Origin of the sequence: Chryseobacterium sp. CY350 (assembly GCF_027945075.1) — a bacterium.
In the GTDB taxonomy this organism is placed as follows: Bacteria; Bacteroidota; Bacteroidia; order Flavobacteriales; family Weeksellaceae; genus Chryseobacterium.
The window spans coordinates 3,824,864-3,846,991 of record NZ_CP116034.1; the positions used below are offsets into that span (position 1 = coordinate 3,824,864).

Annotated in this window: 20 protein-coding genes and 1 tRNA gene; 8 read left to right on the forward strand and 13 right to left on the reverse strand. The window is 35.2% G+C overall.

Going from position 1 to position 22,128, the window contains the following annotated elements:
- Positions 1–3: 3 nt before the first annotated feature.
- The 5 genes from PGH12_RS17925 to PGH12_RS17945 all read right to left on the reverse strand — a co-directional run bounded on the left by PGH12_RS17925 (position 4) and on the right by PGH12_RS17945 (position 5,488).
- Entirely contained in the window at positions 4–600 is a 597-nt protein-coding gene (locus PGH12_RS17925; protein ID WP_267598244.1) for a Crp/Fnr family transcriptional regulator, read from the reverse strand.
- Positions 601–1,121: 521 nt separating this feature from the next.
- Positions 1,122–2,576 (reverse strand): cytochrome c oxidase accessory protein CcoG, encoded by a 1,455-nt coding sequence (ccoG, locus tag PGH12_RS17930; RefSeq protein WP_267598243.1) that lies wholly within the window; start codon positions 2,574–2,576, stop codon positions 1,122–1,124.
- Between the two features lie 45 nt (positions 2,577–2,621).
- Complete coding sequence (locus PGH12_RS17935) at positions 2,622–4,175, reverse strand: FAD-dependent oxidoreductase (protein ID WP_267598242.1); 1,554 nt, start codon at positions 4,173–4,175, stop codon at positions 2,622–2,624.
- A gap of 395 nt (positions 4,176–4,570) precedes the next feature.
- Positions 4,571–4,652 (reverse strand) — tRNA-Leu (locus tag PGH12_RS17940).
- A gap of 68 nt (positions 4,653–4,720) precedes the next feature.
- On the reverse strand, positions 4,721–5,488 hold the full coding sequence (locus tag PGH12_RS17945; RefSeq protein ID WP_267598241.1) for an MBL fold metallo-hydrolase: 768 nt from the start codon (positions 5,486–5,488) through the stop codon (positions 4,721–4,723).
- Between the two features lie 53 nt (positions 5,489–5,541).
- Here PGH12_RS17945 and PGH12_RS17950 point away from each other — a divergent pair, with 53 nt between their 5' ends.
- Together PGH12_RS17950 and PGH12_RS17955 are read left to right on the forward strand one after the other, a co-directional pair.
- Positions 5,542–6,969 (forward strand): TonB-dependent receptor, encoded by a 1,428-nt coding sequence (locus PGH12_RS17950; RefSeq protein ID WP_267598240.1) that lies wholly within the window; start codon positions 5,542–5,544, stop codon positions 6,967–6,969.
- Positions 6,970–6,980: 11 nt separating this feature from the next.
- Positions 6,981–7,430, forward strand: coding sequence for an XrtF-associated fRMsr-like GAF protein (locus PGH12_RS17955; protein ID WP_047445792.1), 450 nt, complete (start codon positions 6,981–6,983; stop codon positions 7,428–7,430).
- Between the two features lie 106 nt (positions 7,431–7,536).
- On the opposite strand, the gene PGH12_RS17960 is transcribed toward PGH12_RS17955, so the two are convergent.
- The 3 genes from PGH12_RS17960 to PGH12_RS17970 form a co-directional block, all read right to left on the reverse strand.
- Entirely contained in the window at positions 7,537–8,265 is a 729-nt protein-coding gene (locus tag PGH12_RS17960; protein WP_267598239.1) for an ABC transporter substrate-binding protein, read from the reverse strand.
- Between the two features lie 26 nt (positions 8,266–8,291).
- On the reverse strand, positions 8,292–9,632 hold the full coding sequence (gene mgtE, locus PGH12_RS17965; RefSeq protein ID WP_324290956.1) for a magnesium transporter: 1,341 nt from the start codon (positions 9,630–9,632) through the stop codon (positions 8,292–8,294).
- A 65-nt stretch (positions 9,633–9,697) separates the two neighbouring features.
- Complete coding sequence (locus tag PGH12_RS17970; RefSeq protein ID WP_267598237.1) at positions 9,698–10,255, reverse strand: pyruvate decarboxylase; 558 nt, start codon at positions 10,253–10,255, stop codon at positions 9,698–9,700.
- Between the two features lie 172 nt (positions 10,256–10,427).
- Between PGH12_RS17970 and rpsO the strand changes: the two genes are divergently transcribed.
- From rpsO to PGH12_RS18000, 6 genes are all read left to right on the forward strand, one after another.
- The gene (gene rpsO, locus PGH12_RS17975) at positions 10,428–10,697 is read left to right on the forward strand and encodes a 30S ribosomal protein S15 (RefSeq protein ID WP_034679332.1); all 270 of its coding nucleotides are present in this window, start codon (positions 10,428–10,430) and stop codon (positions 10,695–10,697) included.
- A gap of 145 nt (positions 10,698–10,842) precedes the next feature.
- Positions 10,843–12,033, forward strand: coding sequence for an acyloxyacyl hydrolase (locus tag PGH12_RS17980; protein ID WP_267598236.1), 1,191 nt, complete (start codon positions 10,843–10,845; stop codon positions 12,031–12,033).
- A 142-nt stretch (positions 12,034–12,175) separates the two neighbouring features.
- On the forward strand, positions 12,176–14,392 hold the full coding sequence (locus tag PGH12_RS17985; RefSeq protein WP_267598235.1) for a polyribonucleotide nucleotidyltransferase: 2,217 nt from the start codon (positions 12,176–12,178) through the stop codon (positions 14,390–14,392).
- A gap of 82 nt (positions 14,393–14,474) precedes the next feature.
- The gene (locus tag PGH12_RS17990; RefSeq protein WP_267598234.1) at positions 14,475–14,831 is read left to right on the forward strand and encodes a hypothetical protein; all 357 of its coding nucleotides are present in this window, start codon (positions 14,475–14,477) and stop codon (positions 14,829–14,831) included.
- A gap of 502 nt (positions 14,832–15,333) precedes the next feature.
- A complete protein-coding gene (locus PGH12_RS17995; protein ID WP_267598233.1) occupies positions 15,334–15,768 on the forward strand; it encodes a cold-shock protein in 435 nt (144 codons plus the stop codon).
- Between the two features lie 64 nt (positions 15,769–15,832).
- Positions 15,833–16,270, forward strand: coding sequence for a hypothetical protein (locus PGH12_RS18000; protein ID WP_267598232.1), 438 nt, complete (start codon positions 15,833–15,835; stop codon positions 16,268–16,270).
- Here PGH12_RS18000 and PGH12_RS18005 read toward each other — a convergent pair.
- The 5 genes from PGH12_RS18005 to PGH12_RS18025 all read right to left on the reverse strand — a co-directional run bounded on the left by PGH12_RS18005 (position 16,251) and on the right by PGH12_RS18025 (position 21,867).
- Positions 16,251–16,970, reverse strand: a complete 720-nt coding sequence (locus PGH12_RS18005; RefSeq protein WP_267598231.1) for a hypothetical protein — start codon at positions 16,968–16,970, stop codon at positions 16,251–16,253. The two genes, PGH12_RS18000 and PGH12_RS18005, sit on opposite strands and share 20 nt — an antisense overlap.
- Positions 16,971–17,165: 195 nt before the next feature.
- Entirely contained in the window at positions 17,166–18,224 is a 1,059-nt protein-coding gene (locus PGH12_RS18010; protein ID WP_267598230.1) for a nucleotidyltransferase domain-containing protein, read from the reverse strand.
- Between the two features lie 6 nt (positions 18,225–18,230).
- On the reverse strand, positions 18,231–19,292 hold the full coding sequence (locus PGH12_RS18015) for a hypothetical protein (protein WP_267598229.1): 1,062 nt from the start codon (positions 19,290–19,292) through the stop codon (positions 18,231–18,233).
- A 216-nt stretch (positions 19,293–19,508) separates the two neighbouring features.
- Positions 19,509–20,261 (reverse strand): nucleotidyltransferase domain-containing protein, encoded by a 753-nt coding sequence (locus tag PGH12_RS18020; protein WP_267598228.1) that lies wholly within the window; start codon positions 20,259–20,261, stop codon positions 19,509–19,511.
- 211 nt (positions 20,262–20,472) lie between these two features.
- Positions 20,473–21,867 carry an RtcB family protein gene (locus PGH12_RS18025; RefSeq protein WP_267598227.1) on the reverse strand — a complete coding sequence of 465 codons (1,395 nt, stop codon included), beginning with the start codon at positions 21,865–21,867 and terminating at the stop codon, positions 20,473–20,475.
- Positions 21,868–22,128 lie beyond the last annotated feature (261 nt).

The following is a 22,128-nucleotide window of genomic DNA, read 5'->3' on the forward strand; positions in this document are numbered from 1 at the left end:
TAGTTAATAATAAATTTTCCTGTTTGTGATCTTAAGCATTTTACTTCCCTCCATTTTTTTGATTGCTCTTATCGCGGTTTCCACGCATAAGCCTGTCAATGATGCTAACTGCTGTCTTGTGTGCGGAATCTCAAAAGTATATTTTTCTTTATTCTGCTGAGGTTCTTTCATCAGATCCATAATTTCGGTCAATCTCTCAATGGCATTTTTGCTGGAGATTTTCCGCATAAGAATAAATTTGTTATAGGTTTTTTCGGAAAGCGTATTGCATATATCGAGCGCAATATGAGGATAAATATCTAGCAGAGTCAGAAATTTTTCTCTGCATATTTTGAGTACCGTACAATTACTTAGCGCAACCGCATTCACGGGATATGGCTTCTCCAAAAATAGCATCGATTCTCCGAAGCAGTTGCCGGCAGGAAGTATATTTTGAATAAATTCTTTACCTTCATTGCTGTAATTGTTGAGCTTTACTTCGCCTTCCAGAATTTGATAATAAAATTGTGGCGTACCATCTTCGCGGAAAATATAATCTCCGGCATAAAAGTGCTGTTCAGTTGCCCCTACAGAATGCAGGAGTCTTGGTTTGATAGACATAATATAATTTTTTTAGGTTTATTTTACTTACAAACTCAAATTCTTGAGTTTGTAGAAGATGAATTGAAATATGATCATTGAGATTACAATCTTTCCGAATATTCATGTTAAAATATTCTGATCTGTGACAATTGATCTTCTGGTAATCTTTAGATCAAATAAAGATTAAGGTTTTGAGAATTGCGGATCGCGCAAGTTTTTCTTGAGATGTATTCATAATATTTTCTAATGGTGTACTTCAAAGATAGATAATTCACCATTGAAGAGAATATGATATAGGTCATATTCGTAAAATATTAGAATCATATTTGATAAAAATGAATTTTTATAATCTTTTTAACTAAATATTAGTATACAAATGTCCTAAAATATAATTTTTTTATATCATGATATATCACATGTCAGTTAATTAGTTATTTGTTACTACTCTAAATAGATTGCTAATGTAGGTTTAAATAAAAAAAATCTGCAGCAAAAATGTAGCTGCAGATTTAATTATTTAAAGACTTAGTGCAGTAAATCTAAAATTGTATTTTAAAAGGTCCTTCAAAATAAGTCTCATAACTGTCAAGAAGATTGCCTTCCTGATCGTAAACACCGAGTTCTATATTTTGCTTAGAAAGTTTTATTTGCTTTTCCGGGAAACTTACATTAATTGTTCCTTTGACGATTTTATCTCTTTCTACTTTGATTTTACTAGAAGCGCTGTAAGAAATTTCTCCATTTTGCGGCTCTACTATTTTGATGGTTACGACTTTATTTTCGTTGGTCTTATTTAAAAAAGTGAAATTATAAGTGTTTGTAATCTTGTTTTCCCGAACAAAAAATGTACTTCCTGCCGGCTTTATAAATTTCACTTCCATGTCAGCACGGCTGTAGACTAGATAACCCAAAAGCAGTTGCAGACCTACGAGGAGAATAATAAAACCTTTCATTCTCCCTGTAAACTTGGAGGGTTGTCCGGTTTCAATTTCCTTCTCTGAAGCATATCTGATCAAGCCTTTCGGAAGTCCTACCTTATCCATTACTTCATCACAGGCATCAATGCAGGCGGTGCAGTTTACGCATTCTAATTGTTGACCATCGCGAATATCAATTCCCGTGGGACATACTACGACACATTGATAACAATCGATGCAATCTCCTTTTCCCGCTGCTTTCCTGTCTTCACCTTTTCTCCATTTTGAACGGTTTTCGCCGCGGTTAAAATCATAAAAAACGTTGATGGTCTCTTTATCAATGAGAACTCCCTGAAGCCTTCCGTAAGGACAGACGAGGGTACAAACCTGCTCACGGAACCAAGCAAATACAAAGTAAAATGCTGTAGTGAGAAGAATCATCGCTATAAAATTTGTAGGATGTTCAAAAGGTCCTTCAGAAACTATTCTGAAAACTTCCTTGTAACTTACAACATACATGAACATAAAATGCGTAAAAATGAGTGAAAGAACAGCATAAATTCCCCATTTAAGGCTTCTTTTCCAAATCTTTTCCGAGTTCCATTCCTGGCGGTCTAGTTTCATCTGTTTGTTTCGGTCGCCTTCAATTGCATATTCTATTTTACGGAAGACATTTTCAAGAAATATGGTTTGAGGGCAGATCCAGCCACAAAATATTCTCCCAAAAGCAATTGTAAAAATGATAATGCAAACAAGTGAAACTATAGCTCCTAATGTTAAAATGAAAAAATCCTGTGGATAAAAAGGTTGCCCGGCGATAAAAAACTGACGGTTGATAATATCCAGTAAAAGGGCAGGGTTGCCATTCACTTTAATAAAGGGGAGCACGAAATAAAACGTCAATAAAGTGTATGCCACCAAATTTCTATAATTGGTGTATCTGCCTTTTGGCTTTTTCGGAAATACCCATTTTCTCTTTCCGGATTGCTCCATTGTACCAATAGAGTCGCGATAGGTTTCGGGTTCTACCACTTGATTTTGTCCGCCTCTGAATTCAGAATTGTCTTGATCTTTCATATCATGTTATTTGAATTGATATTCAGATTTCGGTCTGTTTATATATTATTCTTCCTTATTGTCTATTTTTTTCAGACCTGTCATTGCGGGTCCATTAAGCAATTTTCCGTCAATATCGAAACGCGAACCGTGACAAGGGCAATCCCAAGTAACTTCCGAAGGATTCCATGCAACATTACATCCGGTGTGCGGACAGACAGGACTTAGCAGATGAATCTCTGATTTTGAATCCCGATAAGCAGCAAAGGTTTCGCCTTCGTGTTTAATGATTCTGCCTTCCCCATTGTTTAGGTCATTAAGCTCCTCGATTTTATCTGCAGAAAATTTATCTTTTACAAAATGAACTGATGCATTTACAACTTCATCCAAAACATTACCGGCACTTGCGATTGGTTTTATACGGCTTGGTGCAAATAGCTTTGATAATTCGGTTTCTTTTCCTTCAATAAGATCAGGAATCACGACCGATGTCATAGTGCCAAACGTCATTCCGTTTCCTGTGAATCCTGTAGAAATGTAGACATTATCTTCTCCCGGCATTTTCCCGATATACGGCAAACCGTCGGCCGACTGATAATATTGTGATGACCATTTCGCTACAACTTCTTTATATTTAAAATTGTCATCAACGTACTGCATGAGATCTTCAAAATGCTTTTCAGTGTCTTTTTCATCACCTGTTTTATGGTCATAGCCTCCCGCGATTAAAAAATAATCGTTTCCGGATTTGTGATAACGTACATAATGATAAGGATCGTAAAGGTCAGCAGTTTGCGCTAATGTTTTTACAGGATTGGCTAATTTTAAAGTCACAGCGTAGCTTCTGTAAGGAGCAAGAAGTACACTGAAACGATTGTTTCCGGGCGGTATATGTGTAGCCCAGACTAGATTTTTCCCGGTAAACGTTAAATCATTATCGGTTTTAACTGTAATAATTCCATCTTTATTTTCATAATCTAAAACTTGGGTTTCTGTTACGGCAGAACCCCCGTTTTTTACATATTCTTTCAGCAGTTTATTAATATATCTTAGAGGATGGAACTGCGCCTGACCTTTTATTTCTATAGCTTTCTCGAATTCTAATGTAAACGGAATGCTGAAAATAGGTTCTGTATCAATTCCTACTTTTTGATGTGCTTCTAAAATATCTTCAAGTTTTTTTGACTGTTTTTCATCAACACTAAACAGATAATAGTTACATTCGTTAAAATCACAGGAAATGTGGTGTTTTACAATGTTTTGCTTGATATAGCGCACGGTTTCTTTCGCGGCATCGGCCAACAGAATAGCAGATTCTCCACCGAAGTTATTGATGATTTCATCATATGACGAATCAAAAAAATTGTTGATGTGTGCTGTAGTTCCGCCGGTTGTACCAAATCCGGGATTTTCTTTTTCAATTAAAAGACATTGGCGACCGCGGTTTTGTAATTCTTTAGCTAAAGTAACTCCCGTTATTCCGGCACCAACGATAATGGTGTCAAAATCTGTATGACTGTAATTTTTTAATTTTTCATGTTGCGATTGGTTTTCCCAAAAGCTCTGATTTTTTCCGTCTCTGTTCATAATATTGTTTTTGTGATTGGTGTAAAAGGTCATTTCAAAATTTTGATGTGATGTGATTACAATTATTAATACTATTTAAATCTTCTATTCAGATCTAAATCATCCATAAAACAAATAATAGTCCTTGTGCAGTGTTGTAATGCAGAAATGGAAGTTTAAAAAGATGATTTGTGATTAACCAAAAAGGTGAAGAAGTTAAAATTCCCATATTATTAATTTTTATAATAATTGATCGTTCTATGGGTGAATTATCCAAATTTGTACCATTAAAAGAATTTTATGGGTTATTTTCAAGATTGATTTCAAATTAGAGATGAGAATAGAATAAGTATTTCTGATTTTAAAACTAAATTATTTGGAAGTATATTGAAAATATGAGAATAAAAATCAATAAAAAACCTCTGAAAATTAATCTCAGAGGTTTTTAGTACCCGGTACCAGAATCGAACTGGTACATCTTGCGATACTAGAGTTTGAGTCTAGCGCGTCTACCAATTCCGCCAACCGGGCTTGCTTTAAATTGGTGTGCAAATATAAAAACTTTTTTTATATGTTCAAAAGCTTTTTACGAAATTCTTTTAGAATTTTATCTCCAAACCATCGTAGGCAAGGTGTATTCCGTCAGGAAGTAACTTATCTTCAATATCATGCAGACCAAAATGATGACTGATGTGTGTTAGAAATAATTTCTTAGGTTTTAGCTCTTCGTAAAGTTTGATAACATCGGCAAGCACGAAATGGGCAGGATGAGGATCAAATTTACGAATACAGTTTAAAATAAGAACATCCAAATTCTTTAACTTCTCTTTTTCAGTTTCAGAAATAAAACCTGCGTCTGTAATGTATGCTAAGTTTTTGAATTTATATCCAAATACTGTTATTTTATAATGAATGACTTCAATCGGAGTAATTTTAATATCTAAAACTTCAAAAGCTTTATTTTCAATTGTATGCAGATCAAATGCCGGTGCTCCCGGATATCTTTCATCAACGAAGGCATATGCGAAGCGATTCTTAACTTCATTTCCTACTCTTTCGCTGCTGTAAAGTGGCATATTTTTTCCGCTTTTAAAAATAAGCGGCCGCATGTCATCAAGACCAATCACATGATCATTATGCTCATGGGTAAGTAATGCGATATCTATATGACTTTCATTATTAATAAGCATTTGCTGTCTGAAATCTGGTCCGCAATCGATGAGAATTTTTTTATTTTCATCGGTGGTTACCATTGCAGATGATCTGAAACGTTTGTCTTTCGGGTTTTTTGAGATACATACCTCACAAGTACAGCCAATAACGGGAACGCCCTGAGAAGTTCCGGTTCCTAAAAATTTCAACTTCATTTGTTTTGAGGTTGGTTTAATTTTGGTAAATTTACGAAAAATTTAATGTCATAATGTATCAGAAATTAACTCCTAAACAAAAAGCATTAACAATTAATCTAGATCCTACCATTTATGGTACTTTCGCAGAAATTGGAGCAGGGCAGGAAACTGTGCGGCACTTTTTTAGAGCAGGAGGAGCTTCCGGTACAATTGCTAAGGCGATGTCAGCTTATGACAAAGATTTTAGTGATGCGATCTACGGAAAAGAGGTTAAAAACAGATATGTAACCCAAAACAGACTTCGAAAAATGCTTCGCTACGAAGTTTCATTAATTGAAGAAAGAATTTCCAGAGAAAACAGCCCAAACAGAAAGTTTTTTTCTTATGCAAATACCGTTACCACAATAAATTTTGATAAAACCGTAAAAGGTCACGGCTGGGTGGGAATACGTTTTCAGGTCAAAGAAAACGAAGATTATAATGAGGTGGTCATTCACGTTAAATTTAAAGAGAACGATGCTACTTTACAGCAGGAAACTCTTGGAAATTTAGGTGTAAATCTTATTTTTGGAGCATTTACCTATTTTGATAATCCCCGAAGATTGATAGAATCTCTTTATGATGACGTCGCTACAGACAATCTTGAGATTGATATGATCGATTTTAGTGGTCCCGCTTTCGCTTACGTTGATAACAGACTTATGTCTTTACAATTGGTGAAAAACAACATGACCGATGCTGTGATTTTTAATTCCCAGGGAAATAATATGCTTCCTGCAGATGTTTTGTACAAGAAAAACATTTTTGCAGTCAGAGGAAGTTTCAGACCTGTGACAAGGGTGAATATTGATATGCTCAGGAACGGAATGGAAATGTTTCTGAAAGATGCTATTTGTACTCACGAGGAAACCGAAGTTCTGATCGAAATTACCATTTCAAACCTTCGTGCTGACGGTGATATCGACGAAAGAGATTTCTTAGACAGAGTAGATGTTCTTGGGAAATTAGGTTATACGGTAATTATCTCAAACTTCTCAGAATATTACAGATTGATCGATTATTTTTCTCATTATACCAATGGTGACATCGGTGTTGCGATGGGCGTGAATAATATGTTGATGGTATTTGATGAAAAATATTATAAAGATTTATCAGGTGGAATTCTTGAAGCTTTTGGTAAATTTTTCAGAAACGGAATGAGAGTTTATCTATATCCTTACAAAGATCCTGAGACCCACGAATTGCTTGATTCTGAGAATCTTAAGGTGGAAGAAAGCCTGAAAGAATTATATAAATATTTCAAATTAAATAACCGTATTGTAGATATTAAAAATTATGATCCGGAATTTTTGGAAATTTATTCAAGAGAAATACTGAGAAAAATAGCATGCAATGTTAGCGGCTGGGAAAATCAGGTGCCGGAAGGTGTTGCCGAAATGATAAAAGAAAGAGGAATGTTCGGTTACAAACAGGAACTTTCTCTAAAACAATTTTCTTAAAACAAATTAAAATGTCTGAACTAAAAAAAAGACTTTCGTCTATTCTTGAAAGTCCGAAACATAACACGGAAGAGAAACTTGAAAAAGTTTGCCATCTGCTAGACCAAGAAATTTCATATTTTAACTGGACGGGTTTTTACTTCAAAAACGGAGATAAAAACGAGCTAAAATTGGGACCTTACGTTGGTGCAGAGACTGATCATATCATCATTCCGTATGGAAAAGGAATTTGTGGACAGGTTGCAGTTTCAAACGAAACGTTCATCGTTCCTGATGTTCATTTACAGGATAATTATCTAAGCTGTTCGATCGATACAAAAGCAGAAATCGTAGTTCCTATTTTCAAAAACGGTGAAAATATTGGTCAGATCGATATAGATTCTCACACCATCGATCCTTTTACTAAAGAAGATTTAGAATTGCTCGAATGGCTTTGTAATGAAGTTTCGAAGATTTTGTAATCGTCTTTAAATTTAAAATATAAACTCCGACGAAAATCGGAGTTTTTTTCTGCTTAAAATATTCAATAGTTTGAAAATGGAATAACCCTGTGGCTTTAGAAAAAGCTTAATGATTAAATTCAGCAATTAATTTCTTAAAATAATCCTCACACTTCGCAATATGCGTCCCATACCAGGAAAAAGCTTCACCATCAACGATGATTATTTTTTTATCAGGATAAAATTCTTTCAGTTCTGTAATATGTTTTTCTTTAAAAGGAAAAGGTTCTGAAGAAAGCATAATGACGTCTGCCTCAGCTAAATCTTCAACCTGAATTTCCGGATAACGGGTTTGGTTTTTAAAAATGTTTTCGAAACCTATTTCAGATAAAACATTGTGAATGAACGTGTCTGAACCAATCGTCATGTAAGGATTTTTCCAAATTAAATAGGCTGCTTTTATTTTTTTACCAATTTTAGCAAGACTAAGAACTTCATAGATTTTAAGATTAAAAAGCTGTGCTCTTTCTTCTTTATTAAAAAGTAAACCCAAGTTTTTGACCAGATAATAATTATCTTCTATAGTTTCCGTATTATAAACGCTCACCTTGAAATCTTTCATCAAAACTTCCACCTGATCTTTAACGTTTTCTTCTTTGTTGGATAAAATTAAATCAGGTTTTAAAGCTTTAATTTTTTCAAGGTTAAGATTTTTTGTTCCACCGATAATCTCTACATTTCTAACCTTTTCTTCAGGATGTATACAAAATTTTGTCCTGCCGATGACTTCTTTTTCTGTTAAACCCAAATCAAATATGGCTTCCGTAATTGAAGGTACGAGAGAAATAACTTTCATAAGTAAATTTTAGACTTTGCTTAAAATTACAAAAGTTTTCCGGTTAAGAACATTCCGGCAATGGTAAAATAGATAATTAAACCTGTAACGTCAACCAATGTGGCAACAAATGGTGCAGAAGAAGTTGCAGGATCGAGATTGAATTTTTTAAGAATAAAAGGAACCATAGAACCGGATAAAGTTCCCCAAAGTACAATCATAGAAAGCGACATTCCTGCGCTGAGTGCGATGAAAAACCAATAATCGCCATAATTAAACCAGCCCATTTCGTGCCAGATCATAATTCTGAAAAAACCGATTACTCCTAAAAAGGTTCCTAATATTAAGCCTGTGACCAATTCTTTCTTCATCACGATCCACCAGTCTTTAATGGTGATTTCCTGAAGTGCCATTGCTCGGATAATCAAAGTTGCGGCCTGCGAACCAGAATTTCCGCCGCTTGATATAATTAAAGGTATAAAAAGTGCTAAGACTACGGCTTTTTCAATTTCATTCTCGTAATATCCCATCACAGAAGCGGTGATTAATTGCAGAAAAAATAAAACGATCAGCCATAAACCTCTCTTTTTAATCATTTCAAACCAATGCGTCTGAATATAAGGATCATCCAAAGCTTCCACACCTCCAAATTTCTGAATATCTTCTGTGTTTTGAGATTCAATTTGATCTAAAATATCGTCAATTGTTACAATACCTACCAAAACTCCGGCGTCTGTAATAATAGGAAGAGCCGTTCTGTCGTATTTTTCAAAATACTGAACAGCATCTTCTTTTGATGTTGTAGTTTTAATTGCAACAAACTGATTGTCTGTGAGATCAGAAACCAAAGTGTCATCTTCGACTAAGAGTAAACTTCCCAATGCCAAATCGTCAATCAATCGGTTTCTCTCATCAACCACATACAAATGATTGATAGTTTCCACTCTTTTTCCGACTTTTTTGATCTGTTGTAGGCATCTTTTTACCGTCCATTCTTTTCTGATCTGGATGTAGTAAGGTGTCATCAGACGGGCAATAGAATCAGAATCGTAACCCAAAAGTTTTAATGCAATTCGTCTTTCCTGCGGATTAAGGTGATTGATAGAGTATTTTATCAATTCGTCCGGAAAATCTTCAAAAAGAGCTGTCCGGTCGTCTGGAGTCATCGCATTGAGGATTTCCGAAACATCATCGCTGCCGATACTTCGAATAGTTTCTTCCTGAAAATCTGGATCTAAGTGAGAGAAAACATCGGCTTTGTATTCTTTCGGAACTTTCAGAAAAGCCAGTAAACGTTCGTCGGCGTGAAGTTCGCTAAGTCGTTCGGCAATATCGGCTGGATTAAAGGTAAGTTCGTCTATATAATTCAAAACCTGAATTTTTTTGATATGCAAAAATAATTCAAATTTTCAACAAAAGAGAACGATCGGGAAAATTTAAGGATTTATTAAAGCTAAAAACCAGCTTCTGATGAGGGTTTTTGTTTGCGTAGCTCTTTCAGGATACTTTTCATCGCTCCATTTGTTCCAATTTTTATAGAGTTTTCCGTAGAACCCAAAAGACGCATGTTTTTTCGGTAAGTGTCATAATCTGAGGATGCAATGAAATTTCCTTCTGCGTCAAAAAGCTTTAAACTTACGACCACCTGATTTGAGAAAACGTATTTTCCCAGACCCACTTTGAAATATTTTACCTTCGGAACTATAACGAAATCAGCATCATTGTTTTTACTGTACTCAAGAATCGTCTTAGAATCTATACTGTCATAGGAAACCTGAACTTCAGATTTCAGCATTTTATTTTTTCTGAATGAACTTACATTATCCGAAACTGCGCTGAAAAATGCATAATTGGTAGGATCTTTAATTTCCTCTAAATCTGGCTCTACTTCAGGATTAAAGTACAGAATCTTTTTAATTTTGTCATGCGTATTGCTTTTCTGTGCATTCACAGAAGAAATACTGGTGATAAATACAGTGAAAATCAGGATATAGTGTAGAACTTTTTTCATCTTTTTGTCTATGCAAAAGTACTGCCTTTTAATGAAATATTGTAATTTTATTAAGAATTTTTTAACAATCTTGTCTATTTTATTTAATCGTGAGCCTGTAATCTTCTTGTTTAGTATAAAAAATAGTTGTACTTTTGCCGCCGTTACATAATAATCATTAAACAATATTGGAATGTACTTAACAACAGAAAAAAAAGCAGAAATTTTCGCAAAACATGGAAAATCTGCACAAGACACAGGGAGCGCTGAAGGACAGGTAGCTCTTTTCACTTACAGAATCAACCACTTATCTCAGCACTTGAAGGCTAATCGTCATGATTTCAATACTGAAAGATCTTTGGTGAAATTAGTAGGTAAAAGAAAAAGCTTATTAGATTATCTTAAGAAAAAAGATATTACAAGATATAGAGCAATTATTGCTGAACTTGGTTTAAGAAAATAATCTATCCGATTTCCAAAAATAAAAGCAACTTCGAAAGAGGTTGCTTTTTTCGATTAAATAATAGTTGATAATAATTAAGGAGCATTATCCATCTATTTAATAAAAGATATTTAAATTTGCGCTTTTCACCTTCAACATATTAGATTTGAGATACTTTTACCTGTTTTTTCTGGTTTTCACATCTGCTTTTTTGTTTTCGCAGGATTTAGATTCAATTCCAAAATCAAATTTGCAGGGAACAATAAGTTTTCAGGTCGGAAAATTTTTAGGAACAAACGACTACCTGAAAACACTTACTCACAGAGAATTTATCGGTGCTTCGGCAGAACTTACAGTGCAGACAGACGGAAGTCAGGAGTGGCACAGACGATTCGGCAGACCATATTACGGTGGAGGTATAATCGCTTTTAATTACCTCAAAAATAGTGAGATGGGTAAACCTTTCGCTGTATACGGTACATTTGGCGGAACAATGAGCCGGGCAAAAACTCATTCCTGGAATTACGAAACAAGTGCAGGTTTTGCTTTCAACTGGACTCCTTACGACTTGAAAAAAGGGTACAATAATCAGACATTCGGCTCTTCTGTGAGTATCTATATTAATCTAGGAGCTAGCTACAAACGTTACTTGGGGAAACATTTCGACTTAGGTTTAGGCCTGAATTTTAATCATTTCTCAAACGGTGCTTTGAAACTTCCCAATAAAGGAATGAATACTTTTTCTCCTAAACTTTCCTTAACCTATAATTTTAATGAAAGGCTGATTCCTAAAGAAGATTCTCTCTCTGCTTTTGATAAATATTCTACTCTGGATGTCAATGTTTTTGGCGCAGTGAGACATTCTATTTTTTATGGAAAAGATCCGGGATTTGAAGATTTTGATGTTGATATGATCAGAAAATTTGAAGGTAAATATTACCAGAATTGGGGAGTAGAGACCGTTTACCACAGACAACTTACTTATAAGTCGTCTCTTGGCTTGGGAGCAGGTATCATGTATGACGAAGACTATAATCATAGATTTTATCAGGATGAATACGGAGTAATCCAGAGTACAAGAAGATTTAAAAAAGACCATCTTTTACTGCATGTTTTTCCTTCTTACCGTCTTTCGATCTCAAAATTTTCTATTCAGCTGCAGCCGGGATTTTATATCTTTAAAAAAGAAATAGACCGTCGTTACGATAAAACAATTTTTTATCAGCGAGTTGGCTTTCAATACACCATTGGAAGAAATCTTCTGGTGGGAATTGCATTAAGATCTTTCAAATTTCATAAAGCAGATTATATTGAATGGAGACTTGGTTACAGGATTTTTAATAAGAAAAATTTATGATTAAGGTGAAATTAATATGAATATTTCTTCTTATCAACTTTAAATCTTCTATTTAAAACAAAAGCCTTAAATTTGCAAACGAAATTTAGACGAAATATCAATAATTAAAGCGCTCAATACGGAGTGCAACACAAAACAATTTATGAGTATACCTCAAGCAATTACAGAAACGATCATTCTTGCAGACGGCAGAGAGATCACAATCGAAACAGGAAAACTGGCGAAACAAGCTGACGGTTCTGTTGTAGTAAAAATCGGCGGAACAATGCTTTTAGCAACTGTTGTAGCCAGCAAAGAAGCAAAAGATGGTGTAGATTTCTTACCATTAACAGTAGATTACAGAGAAAAATTCTACGCAGGCGGAAAAATCCCCGGAAACTTTTTCAGAAGAGAAGCGAGACCATCTGATCAGGAAATCCTGACGATGCGTTTGGTAGACAGAGTTCTAAGACCATTATTCCCTGAAGATTTCCATGCGGAAGTTCAGGTGATGATTTCATTAATTTCTTATGACGGACTTTCAATTCCAGATGATTTAGCAGGTCTTGCAGCTTCGGCAGCAATTGCGATCACTGATATTCCTTTCAACGGACCAATGTCTGAAGTAAGAGTCGTAAGAATCGATGGAAAATTAGCAGTAAATCCTAATTATGAAGATCTTAAATTGGCTGACCTTGACATCATGGTGGGAGCAACTAAAGATTCTATCGTAATGGTGGAAGGTGAGATGAAAGAAATTTCTGAAGCAGAAATGCTTGAAGCTATTCAATTCGCTCACGTTGAAATTAAAAAACAAGTTGAAGCTCAGGAAAGATTGGCTGAAAAAGTAGGCAAATCTTTACCAAAAAGAGAATACAGCCACGAAAATCACGACGAAGCAATTCGTGAGAAAGTGTGGAAAGAAACATACGATAAAGTATACGAAGTAGCAAAAATTCCTTCAGGAAAAGAGGAGAGAGGTGAGAAATTCAAAGCTGTTTTAGCTGAATTCCTGTCTCAATATGTAGAACATGCTGAAGAATTAGAAAGAGTGACTCCTTTTGCAAAAGTATATTTCCACGATGTGGAAAAAGAAGCGATGCGTCAGATGATTTTGAATGATAAAATACGTCTTGATGGTCGTGATCCTCAAACGATTCGTCCGATCTGGAGCGAAATCGATTATTTACCGGGAGCTCACGGTTCTGCAATCTTCACAAGAGGTGAAACTCAGTCTTTAACTGCTGTAACTTTAGGTTCGGTAAAAGATGCGAACATGGTAGACAGCGTAATGGTAAATTATGACGAAAGATTTTTCTTACATTATAACTTCCCGCCGTTCTCAACAGGTGAAGCTCGTCCTTTGAGAGGAACTTCAAGAAGAGAAGTTGGTCACGGAAACTTAGCTCAGAGAGCTTTGGCAAACATGATCCCGGAAGAAAATCCTTATACAATCCGTATCGTTTCTGATATTTTAGAATCAAACGGTTCATCTTCTATGGCAACTGTTTGTGCAGGAACTTTAGCATTGATGGATGCGGGTGTTCAAATTAAAAAACCGGTTTCAGGTATTGCAATGGGATTGGTAACTGATGTAAAATCAGGGAAATTCACTGTACTTTCTGATATCTTAGGTGATGAAGATCACTTGGGAGATATGGACTTTAAAGTAACCGGAACAGCAGACGGTATCACCGCTTGCCAGATGGATATCAAAGTTCAGGGATTGACTATGGAAATTATGGAAAAAGCGCTTCTACAGGCTAGAGACGGAAGATTACATATTCTTGATAAATTAAACGAAACAATTTCTGCACCAAGAGAAGACGTGAAGCCTCACGCTCCGAAAATGGTGATGTTAGAGATCTCTAAAGATTTCATCGGTGCCGTTATCGGACCTGGTGGAAAAATCATTCAGCAAATGCAGAAAGATACGGATACGGTTATTGCAATCGAGGAAGTTGGAGAAATCGGAAGAATCGAGATTTCTGGTGTTAGCAGAGAGAAAATCAACGAAGCGATCGCAAGAATCAACGAGATTACTTTTGTACCGACTGTAGGTGAAGTTTACCAAGGTAAAGTAGTAAAAGTAATGGATTTCGGAGCATTCGTAGCGATCGCAAAAGGTACAGAAGGTCTTCTTCACATCTCTGAAATCGAGTGGGCTCGTCTGGATAAAGTTCCTTATAAAGAAGGTGACGAAGTTGAGGTGAAATTTATGGGTTATGATGACCGTAAAAAAATGAAACTTTCTAGAAAAGTTTTGTTGCCAAGACCAGAAAGACCGGCTCAAAAACCGAGAAATGAAGGTAACGTAAATCCTGAAGGTAAAGACCAGCCGGGAGAACACAAGCCTTTGAACGAACCACAACAGGACTAATCATCCATATATAATAGAATCCCTCTTTTGAGGGATTTTTTTTGCCTTAAATTTAATTATCTTTAAACTTTAAATTTATTAAATGAAAAAACTATTTACTCTCTCGCTTATTTCTTTATCATCTTTAAGCTTTGCACAGACCGTGAATGATGTTCCCTTAAAAGACATTGATGTAGATTACATTCAGATCATTGGTACGGGTAGATCGCTCAGCACAAAAGTAAATGTGGAGATCGATTTCGGGCAGGAAACAAAATCCATATCATTTAAAAATGGAACCAATATCAAAGACGAAAGAGGGCGAAATGTTAAATTCAATTCGATGATGGATGCTTTAAACTTCATGTCTGCGAACGGATATTCATTTCAGTTTGCTTATACAACCAATAATGAAAAAGATGAAGCAGTGTATTATATTTTAAAAAAGAAAGACAGATAAGAGGTTTTAAATTATAGATTTAAAGTAAACATAAAAGGTGGATTCGTGTTTATAAATAAACTGGAATTCAATTATTTAAATAATAGTCGTCAAAATCCGTGGAATTGTCGTATATTTGTACTATAAATAAGAAGAAGGTTTCTGCTTATCTTAAACTTTTACAGTTTAGAATACTCTTTATCCCTCAGTTTTCTTTATTCTGAATGCCTATTTTAACTTTTATTTCCTGTAAATAAGTCTTACTTACGGCATTACGAATCACCACGACTGACAACGTGCAGAACACTTTTAACTTCTTTTCAGAGCGTTGAAATGATTGTAACAATCAAAAAACTTTCTGGTAACGATCATAAATTCGAAAAAATTTATTATCTTAATGCAGCGAAATCATTATAAGAATTCAAAAGGAATCTTTAATGATGATTAACAATACCCTTTGATGAAATCATAGTGAATCATCAAAATTGAAATTCAGAAAATAACAATTAATATACAATAATATATGGCGGATTCTTTCTCAAAAAAAGAAAACTTTAAGAAAAAATTACAGAAGCAAAAGGAAAAAGCGATACGTCGCGAAGACCGAAAAAATACCAATGACAAAGGAAAAAGTCTTGATGACATGATCATGTATGTAGATGCAAACGGTCAGTTAACAAGTACACCTCCGGATAACTCTAATGCAGAGGCTATCAATTTGGATAACATTCAGTTGGGTGCAGCTCCTATTCAGGAGGAAGATCCAATCAAGTCTGGTATCGTTACATTTTTCAGTGACAAAGGATACGGGTTTATCACAGAAGATAATTCTAAAGAAAATGTATTCTTCCACAGTAACAACTGTATTGATATCATCAAGAAAGGAAACAAGGTGTCTTTCGAAAAAGAAAGATCACCAAAAGGTTTTTCTGCAATTAATATCAAAATCATCAGATAGTTTTTTAAAACTATATATAAAAACAAACCGCTTCAGCAATGAGGCGGTTTTTGTTTTTTGGTCTTTGGGAAACAAGAATATTGTTTCGGGAATCAAGAACATTATTTTGGGAAACAAGAATATTGTTTTGGGAGACAAGAATATTGTTTTGGGAAGCAAGAATATGATTTTGGGAGACAAGAATATTGTTTTGGGAGACAAGAATATTGTTTTGGGAAGCGAGAATATTGTTTTGGGAGACAAGAATATTGTTTTGGGAAGCAAGAATATGATTTTGGGAGGCAAGAATATTGTTTTGGGAGACAAGAATATTGTTTTGGGAAGCGAGAATATTGTTTTGGGAGACAAGAATATTGTTTCGGCATATGAGATTATAAAAACATCCTTACAAAATATTTTGCAAGGATGTATGATGATTAATTGCCGAAGGTACAGATTGTTCTTTTGCACTGTTTGTAAACAGATGCCTGTGCTTGCTTTTGCTATTTCTCGGAAAATTTAATTGCTGAAACGTTTGTGTACTCTGGGGAAGTGGCGCCATAGAGGCTCTTCACATATTTTTTGACGTTTTGAGCGATGGTGTACAATCCGGTTCCTTCTGCGTATAGCATTTTGTCTCTTTCTATCATTCTGGTGTTGAGTTCAGATTCGGTCTGGTCGATCACGAGCGTTGCACTTAATAAGGAAGAATGGTAGGTGTTGAGGTTGTTTAGTTTTAAATCTGCTTCATTGGGTGCATAGTTCGGAATTGTTCCCAACAGCTGCACAAGAAGCCCGAAATTCTCTGTCTGCTGTGTGTAAGACTGGCGTGAAGTGGAAACCGTTCTGGGAGCTTCTTTACCTTCTTCAGGTGGAGTAGTGGTTTTCTTTGAACTGCCCTGCATGGCTCGGTTTAAAGATCTCGCCTGATCTAACGTACCCTGCGGTAAACCTAAAATCTCGAGCAGATTCATGATGCTGGTACAGGTTGATTTTAAATTTTCAAAAGCCGACTGACGGGCAACGATTGCGTTTTTGTTGGCTTGTCTTTTATCGGCCACTTCGTTTAATTTTGCATTAGCATTGTTGTACAATGTCTGAAGGCTGGCTAATGAAATGTTTTCTACGGGAGGATTGTAAAGGCTGTAAGTGTTTACCTGTTGTGTGATTTTTTGAAGGTTGGCTACATTTTTAGCGTGCCCTACTTCGGAGTGGCTTGACATAGTATTTGTGTTTTTAAATTAGAATTCAAATATAAATATTATTTTGAATGAAATTGTTTTTGGAGTGAAATATTTTGGTATTCAGGATATTATGTTAAACTGGGGTTGTTGAAAACCCCGGCGTGGAGGCTGGGGTTTTAGATTAGAAGACCGGATTGTAAATCAGCGCTATCAATATTAGCTGGCAAGAACTATTTATTTATAGAGGTTTTCTCTAATCTCCACTAAAATTTTTGTTGTCTTTTCTAAATTGGGATGTTCAGGAAGAGATGACTTTAAGTGATAATATTCAATCGACCGAATCAATCCTTCAGCTTTTTTCATTACGGCATCATACGACCAGTTTCCGGCTTTTATGTCTAATAATTCATCGCGTTTTTCCACACGAATATTTAAGGAATTGGTTTTAAAAATCTGTTCACAAGACTGCAAAAGACGAATCGTGTGCATCATGTTTTTGCTGTCATAGTTTTGTCCGTGGTTTTGGTTGACGTTGTAGCGATCTTCGTTACGTTCTGAAACCCATTTCCAATATTCACGGTAATCTTTGCAGTAGGTGGAGTAGGCGTCGAGATTACAAAACATAAAAGCTTCCGATTTTTCTCCTTTTGGAATTGATGACAGAGAAACCTGATTAGCTTCTTCATTCTGGATAATTCCTTTATAGTTTAAATCTCCTGATTCGTTGTAGAAAAGTGCAAACATTCCTTTGGTATTGTCGATGCTCACCAATCCGCATCTCTCTGGCGAAAGATCACTTTCTAGAAGCCATTTTTTTAATGGAATCGAACCATTGTTTTCTAAAATATAACAGAAATCCAGGATCGATTTTCTTTCCTTTTCGACAGGATTTAAAATCTTTTTATTGAGTCCTTTTGCTTTTTTGATCTGTGAAATCGCATAACCCGCAAAAGTGTCTTTGCATAATTTCGATAGGAAATCTTCAGATTTCAACAAATCCATCAACGGATTTGTATGTTGAATACAGTCTTCCGGACTTGCCAGAATTTCCAGAATATTAGGATTATTTTTCTGTAATAATTCTACAAATCTCCCGATCTCATAGTATGAAATATCATTCGTTTCATTAGAAATCTGCGGAATATAGTTTAACCCAAAAAAGTCTTCTTTTGGTAAGAAATATACTCCACGGATGTCTGTATCTGAGTTTTCTGTGGCGAGCCCGAAAGAGCGGCTTCCGGAGATAGATTGGAAGAGTATCAATTCACGGGATGTTAGGCTATGGATGGTCATATTACATTATTTAAAATAGCGGGATCTCAGAATTTCGTATTGGGTCAATCCTCTGTGTTTCGGTGAATCTTCTATTTTTTGTTTCCATGAAGAGTCTAATTTGTCTAAAATATATCCCAATGCTGCTCCTTTATCATACGATGCTTGTCTTGCCAGATACTCATGGTAAGGCTTATTTTGAATTATAAGTTCTAAGGCTTGCGAAAAATTTAATGATTTACCTTGTTCATTGGTATTAAAATGTTTGTCTTTGGCAGTAAGATCAGAAAATCTATGTTCTAAGTATTGTGCGGTGCCCTCTATTGCTTCACTGTTCTTTTCAGCGATAAGCTGTGGCCACTTTTTAAACCTGATATCACGAATTTCAACCCATTGCTTCATAATAGAATCAAGTTTTTTAGTATCTGTGGCTTCTAATCCTTCGTCCAGCAGTTTATATTCTTTTCTCAGGAGATCAAAATTTTCTTTATTGTATGGATAATTTTCTATGTAATCTCCTCCATCTTTATCGTAGATCCAATTTTTCTGTACATATAGATGAAAGGCTTCATGTAGAGAAAAATAGTTAAAATCTAGATAAATTTTTTTATCAAATAATTCAGGATAAAATTTAAAAGCCAGCATTTCTTTATTCTGTAATGTTGTATATCTGAAAGCTGCAGGTAATAAATATTTTACAGATTCAATTCCCAAAGATTTTGCTAAGTAAACGTCTTTCAGATAGGGATTGCCTGGAAAATTGATCTTTTTATACTTTTTCGTATCCACCCACTTACTGGTGTTAATTAAGTATATATAGTAAGATATGTATTTGGATTTATTAGACCGAATTAATATTAAAGGCTCCTTATTATATTGATATGCCGACGTCCAAAGCTTATCTGCTGATTGATCAAATGTTTTATATTGTAAGGTTAATTCATCAAACATTTTCTGATCGGTAGGGTCTAACTCGGAATAGCTGTCTGGAGAAGGTTTTAACAAGAAATATGCTAAGATGAGAACTGCGATAGTCAAAAAAAAGATCACGAAGTGTCTTCTTTTGACATTTTTTTTAAAAATTGTCATAACTTTTTTTCATTTGTATTTCCGGCAAATATAAACATTTTTTCTTTTCCTATTTTTTGTCAAAGATTCAGATAAAATGTATTAAAGTTATTTTTTGCTTAAAGTGATAATCCTGCAATATCTTAATGAAAATTTATTGGTTTAATGAAATCAGAAATAGTTGATTTAGTATAAAGCTTTTTCAAAGTTCATTATCAAATTCATAGTAGATATTTCTTAGTTATTATTTAATATCTTCCTGAAAACGTTCTCCATTTCAAGCTTATCCGCATTTCCTCCCTTCAAGTTCTTCGCTCTTTCCTCATTATCCTTCACTATTTCCTCAAAAAAACCAAAAAGTTCCCAATCATTAGAATGGTAATACGATTCTCCTTTTGTGGCTTTTAAGGCAACAAGATTTTCTATCTTGGTTCTTGTAAAATCATCGACTAAAACCAACAATTCACTGAACAAAACTGGCGGTACCGTTCCTTTTTCTAATATCCATTTTCCGGTCAAAGCTGTTCGAAGACAGTAGAAATAAGATTTCAATTTTACTTCATCTGTTCTGCAGGCTTCAAGATATTTTTTGCTCATGCTCAGATAATGGTAAGAAACCGCTATCGGGGAAAAACAGGAATCTGCTAAAGGTTTAAAAAGTTCATAAAACTTTTTATTTTTTACATAAACGATAGGAGAGTAGAACCAACTCAACAAAGCTGCATTGGATTTTAACAGGAGATGAAAAGTCTTTCTCAAATCCCATCCCGAACCATCTAAATCGTCTTCAGTCATAAATTCTATGGTTTCATCTTTATCCCACGGGGAGAGATACCAGTCTTTTTCGTGGCGGTATATGAATCGTATGTCATAATCGCTGTCGGGAGATGCAAAACCCCAAGCCCGGCTTCCAGATTCCACGGCAAGAAGTATTTCTATATTTCTTTCTGTTTCTATTTCTTTTAGTTTTTCTAGTATTTTTGGTGTCATTGTTTTTATTTTATTTTGGTTGTACGCAAAGGCGCAAGGTTTTTAAATCTATTATATTGTAAGGCGCAAGACACTTCGACAAGCTCAGTGTGACAGTGTGTATTTCAAAAGTCTACAGTAAATTGAAAGTTGTAATTTTAATTGAGATGAAATCCTTGCGCCTTAAAAGTATAGTTGTTAAAGAAATTGCGCCTTTGCGATTGACCAACAATTATGCTTTTCTAAATTTTTTCTTTTTCTTCCACGGTGCATTCTTCTGAACGTCTCCCGCCATAATACATCCGTAAGGCATTACTTCATCCAACACTTCACACAATTCGTATTCTTCAATTTGTGCTCTCACGTTTTTGGCACTTTTATAAGCGGTCGGAAGTTCGGAAATATCAATTTCATTCGAGAAAAAACGAATGTCTAATCCTTGGGTTTCTTCTGCGAAAACTTCTTCAATGGTTTTATGAGCCAATGATTTTTTATGTTGCGTTCTGCTGAAATTTCTTCCTGCTCCGTGTGGTGCAAAACCTAAGTTTCTTTCATTGGTTTTTCCCTGAACGATCAAAACAGGTTCCGACATATTCAAAGGAATCAATCTTGGTCCTGTAATATCAGGCATAAATTTATCGTCCAAAGGCGTTGCTCCTTTTGCGTGGTAAAATAAATCACCGTCTTTGAAAACAAAATTATGTTCGTTCCAGTATCTGTTTTGTTTTTCGATATTCATTTTGTTTAAAACGGCATCGTGGATTGAAGTATGGTTTTGTTTCGTCCAAGTTCTGATCAACTGCAAAGCTTCCCAGTAGGATTTTCCTTCCTCGGTTTCATACGGAATCCATGCGTTTTCTTTCAAGGTTTCAGGCGAAATTTCCTGTCTGAAACGGTTGGCGATTTTCATTCCTTTATCATATAAAGCGGCTCCGGGAGCTCTCGATCCGTGGTGAGTGACCATCATTGTGTTCCCGGTATTTTTTGAAATTCCGACAAACAGGAAATGGTTTCCGTCACCCTGAGTTCCCATATGAGAACGGGAGATGCTGATTAATTTCTCGTCATTCAGGAACCAGTTGGCTCTGAAAGCATCCATCAGTTCCTGAGACATTTCCATTTGTTCGCCTCTCGGTCTTCCACCATATCCAAAGTGGGTAATTGAATGGGCTGCATCCAAAACTTCTTTAGGATCAGCTTTTCCAAAATCTGTCAACATCACTGAACAACAGATATCTGCGCTATGAAATCCGGGATGAATGGCATTTTTTGCCACCACAACTCCGCCAACAGGAATCTGACCTTCAGGACCTGTGGGACAGGCATCGGGCATGATCGCACCTGCAACCAAAGTTGGAGTTTTCATCAATACTTTCATGGTGTTGATTACTTTTTCTACGTTGTCGATTTCGCTTTCGTGTTCTGCTCTGATGTTGATGATAAAATCTTTCGCCTTTTCATGAAGCGGAATCGGATCGGGTGATCTGAACTGTTCAAGATATGTTTTCATATTGTTTTCGTCGAGCTGGTTTTCATTGATATATTGTAAAGCTTCGTTAAACCATTTTCCGGGTCTGAAACCTAAGTCGATTAAATCGTTTCCGTTGATTGTACTAAATGTGTTCATGTGTCTGTTATTTGATAATGCAAAGTAATTGTATAAGTGTGCAATGTTTTTGCGCAGATAAAATTATTTTGATTATTTTTGAAATTAAATTAACCACAAAAGTCACAAAAGTTTTTTATCACATCAGTCACATTAGTTTTTAGCTAAAATCATTGAGGATATTTTAGAACACATGAGATTTTAAAAAATCAAAGAATTTTATCAGATGTGATCTTGATGTTTTAAAGTTTAAATCTTAATAATTCTAATGTGTTAAAAAAA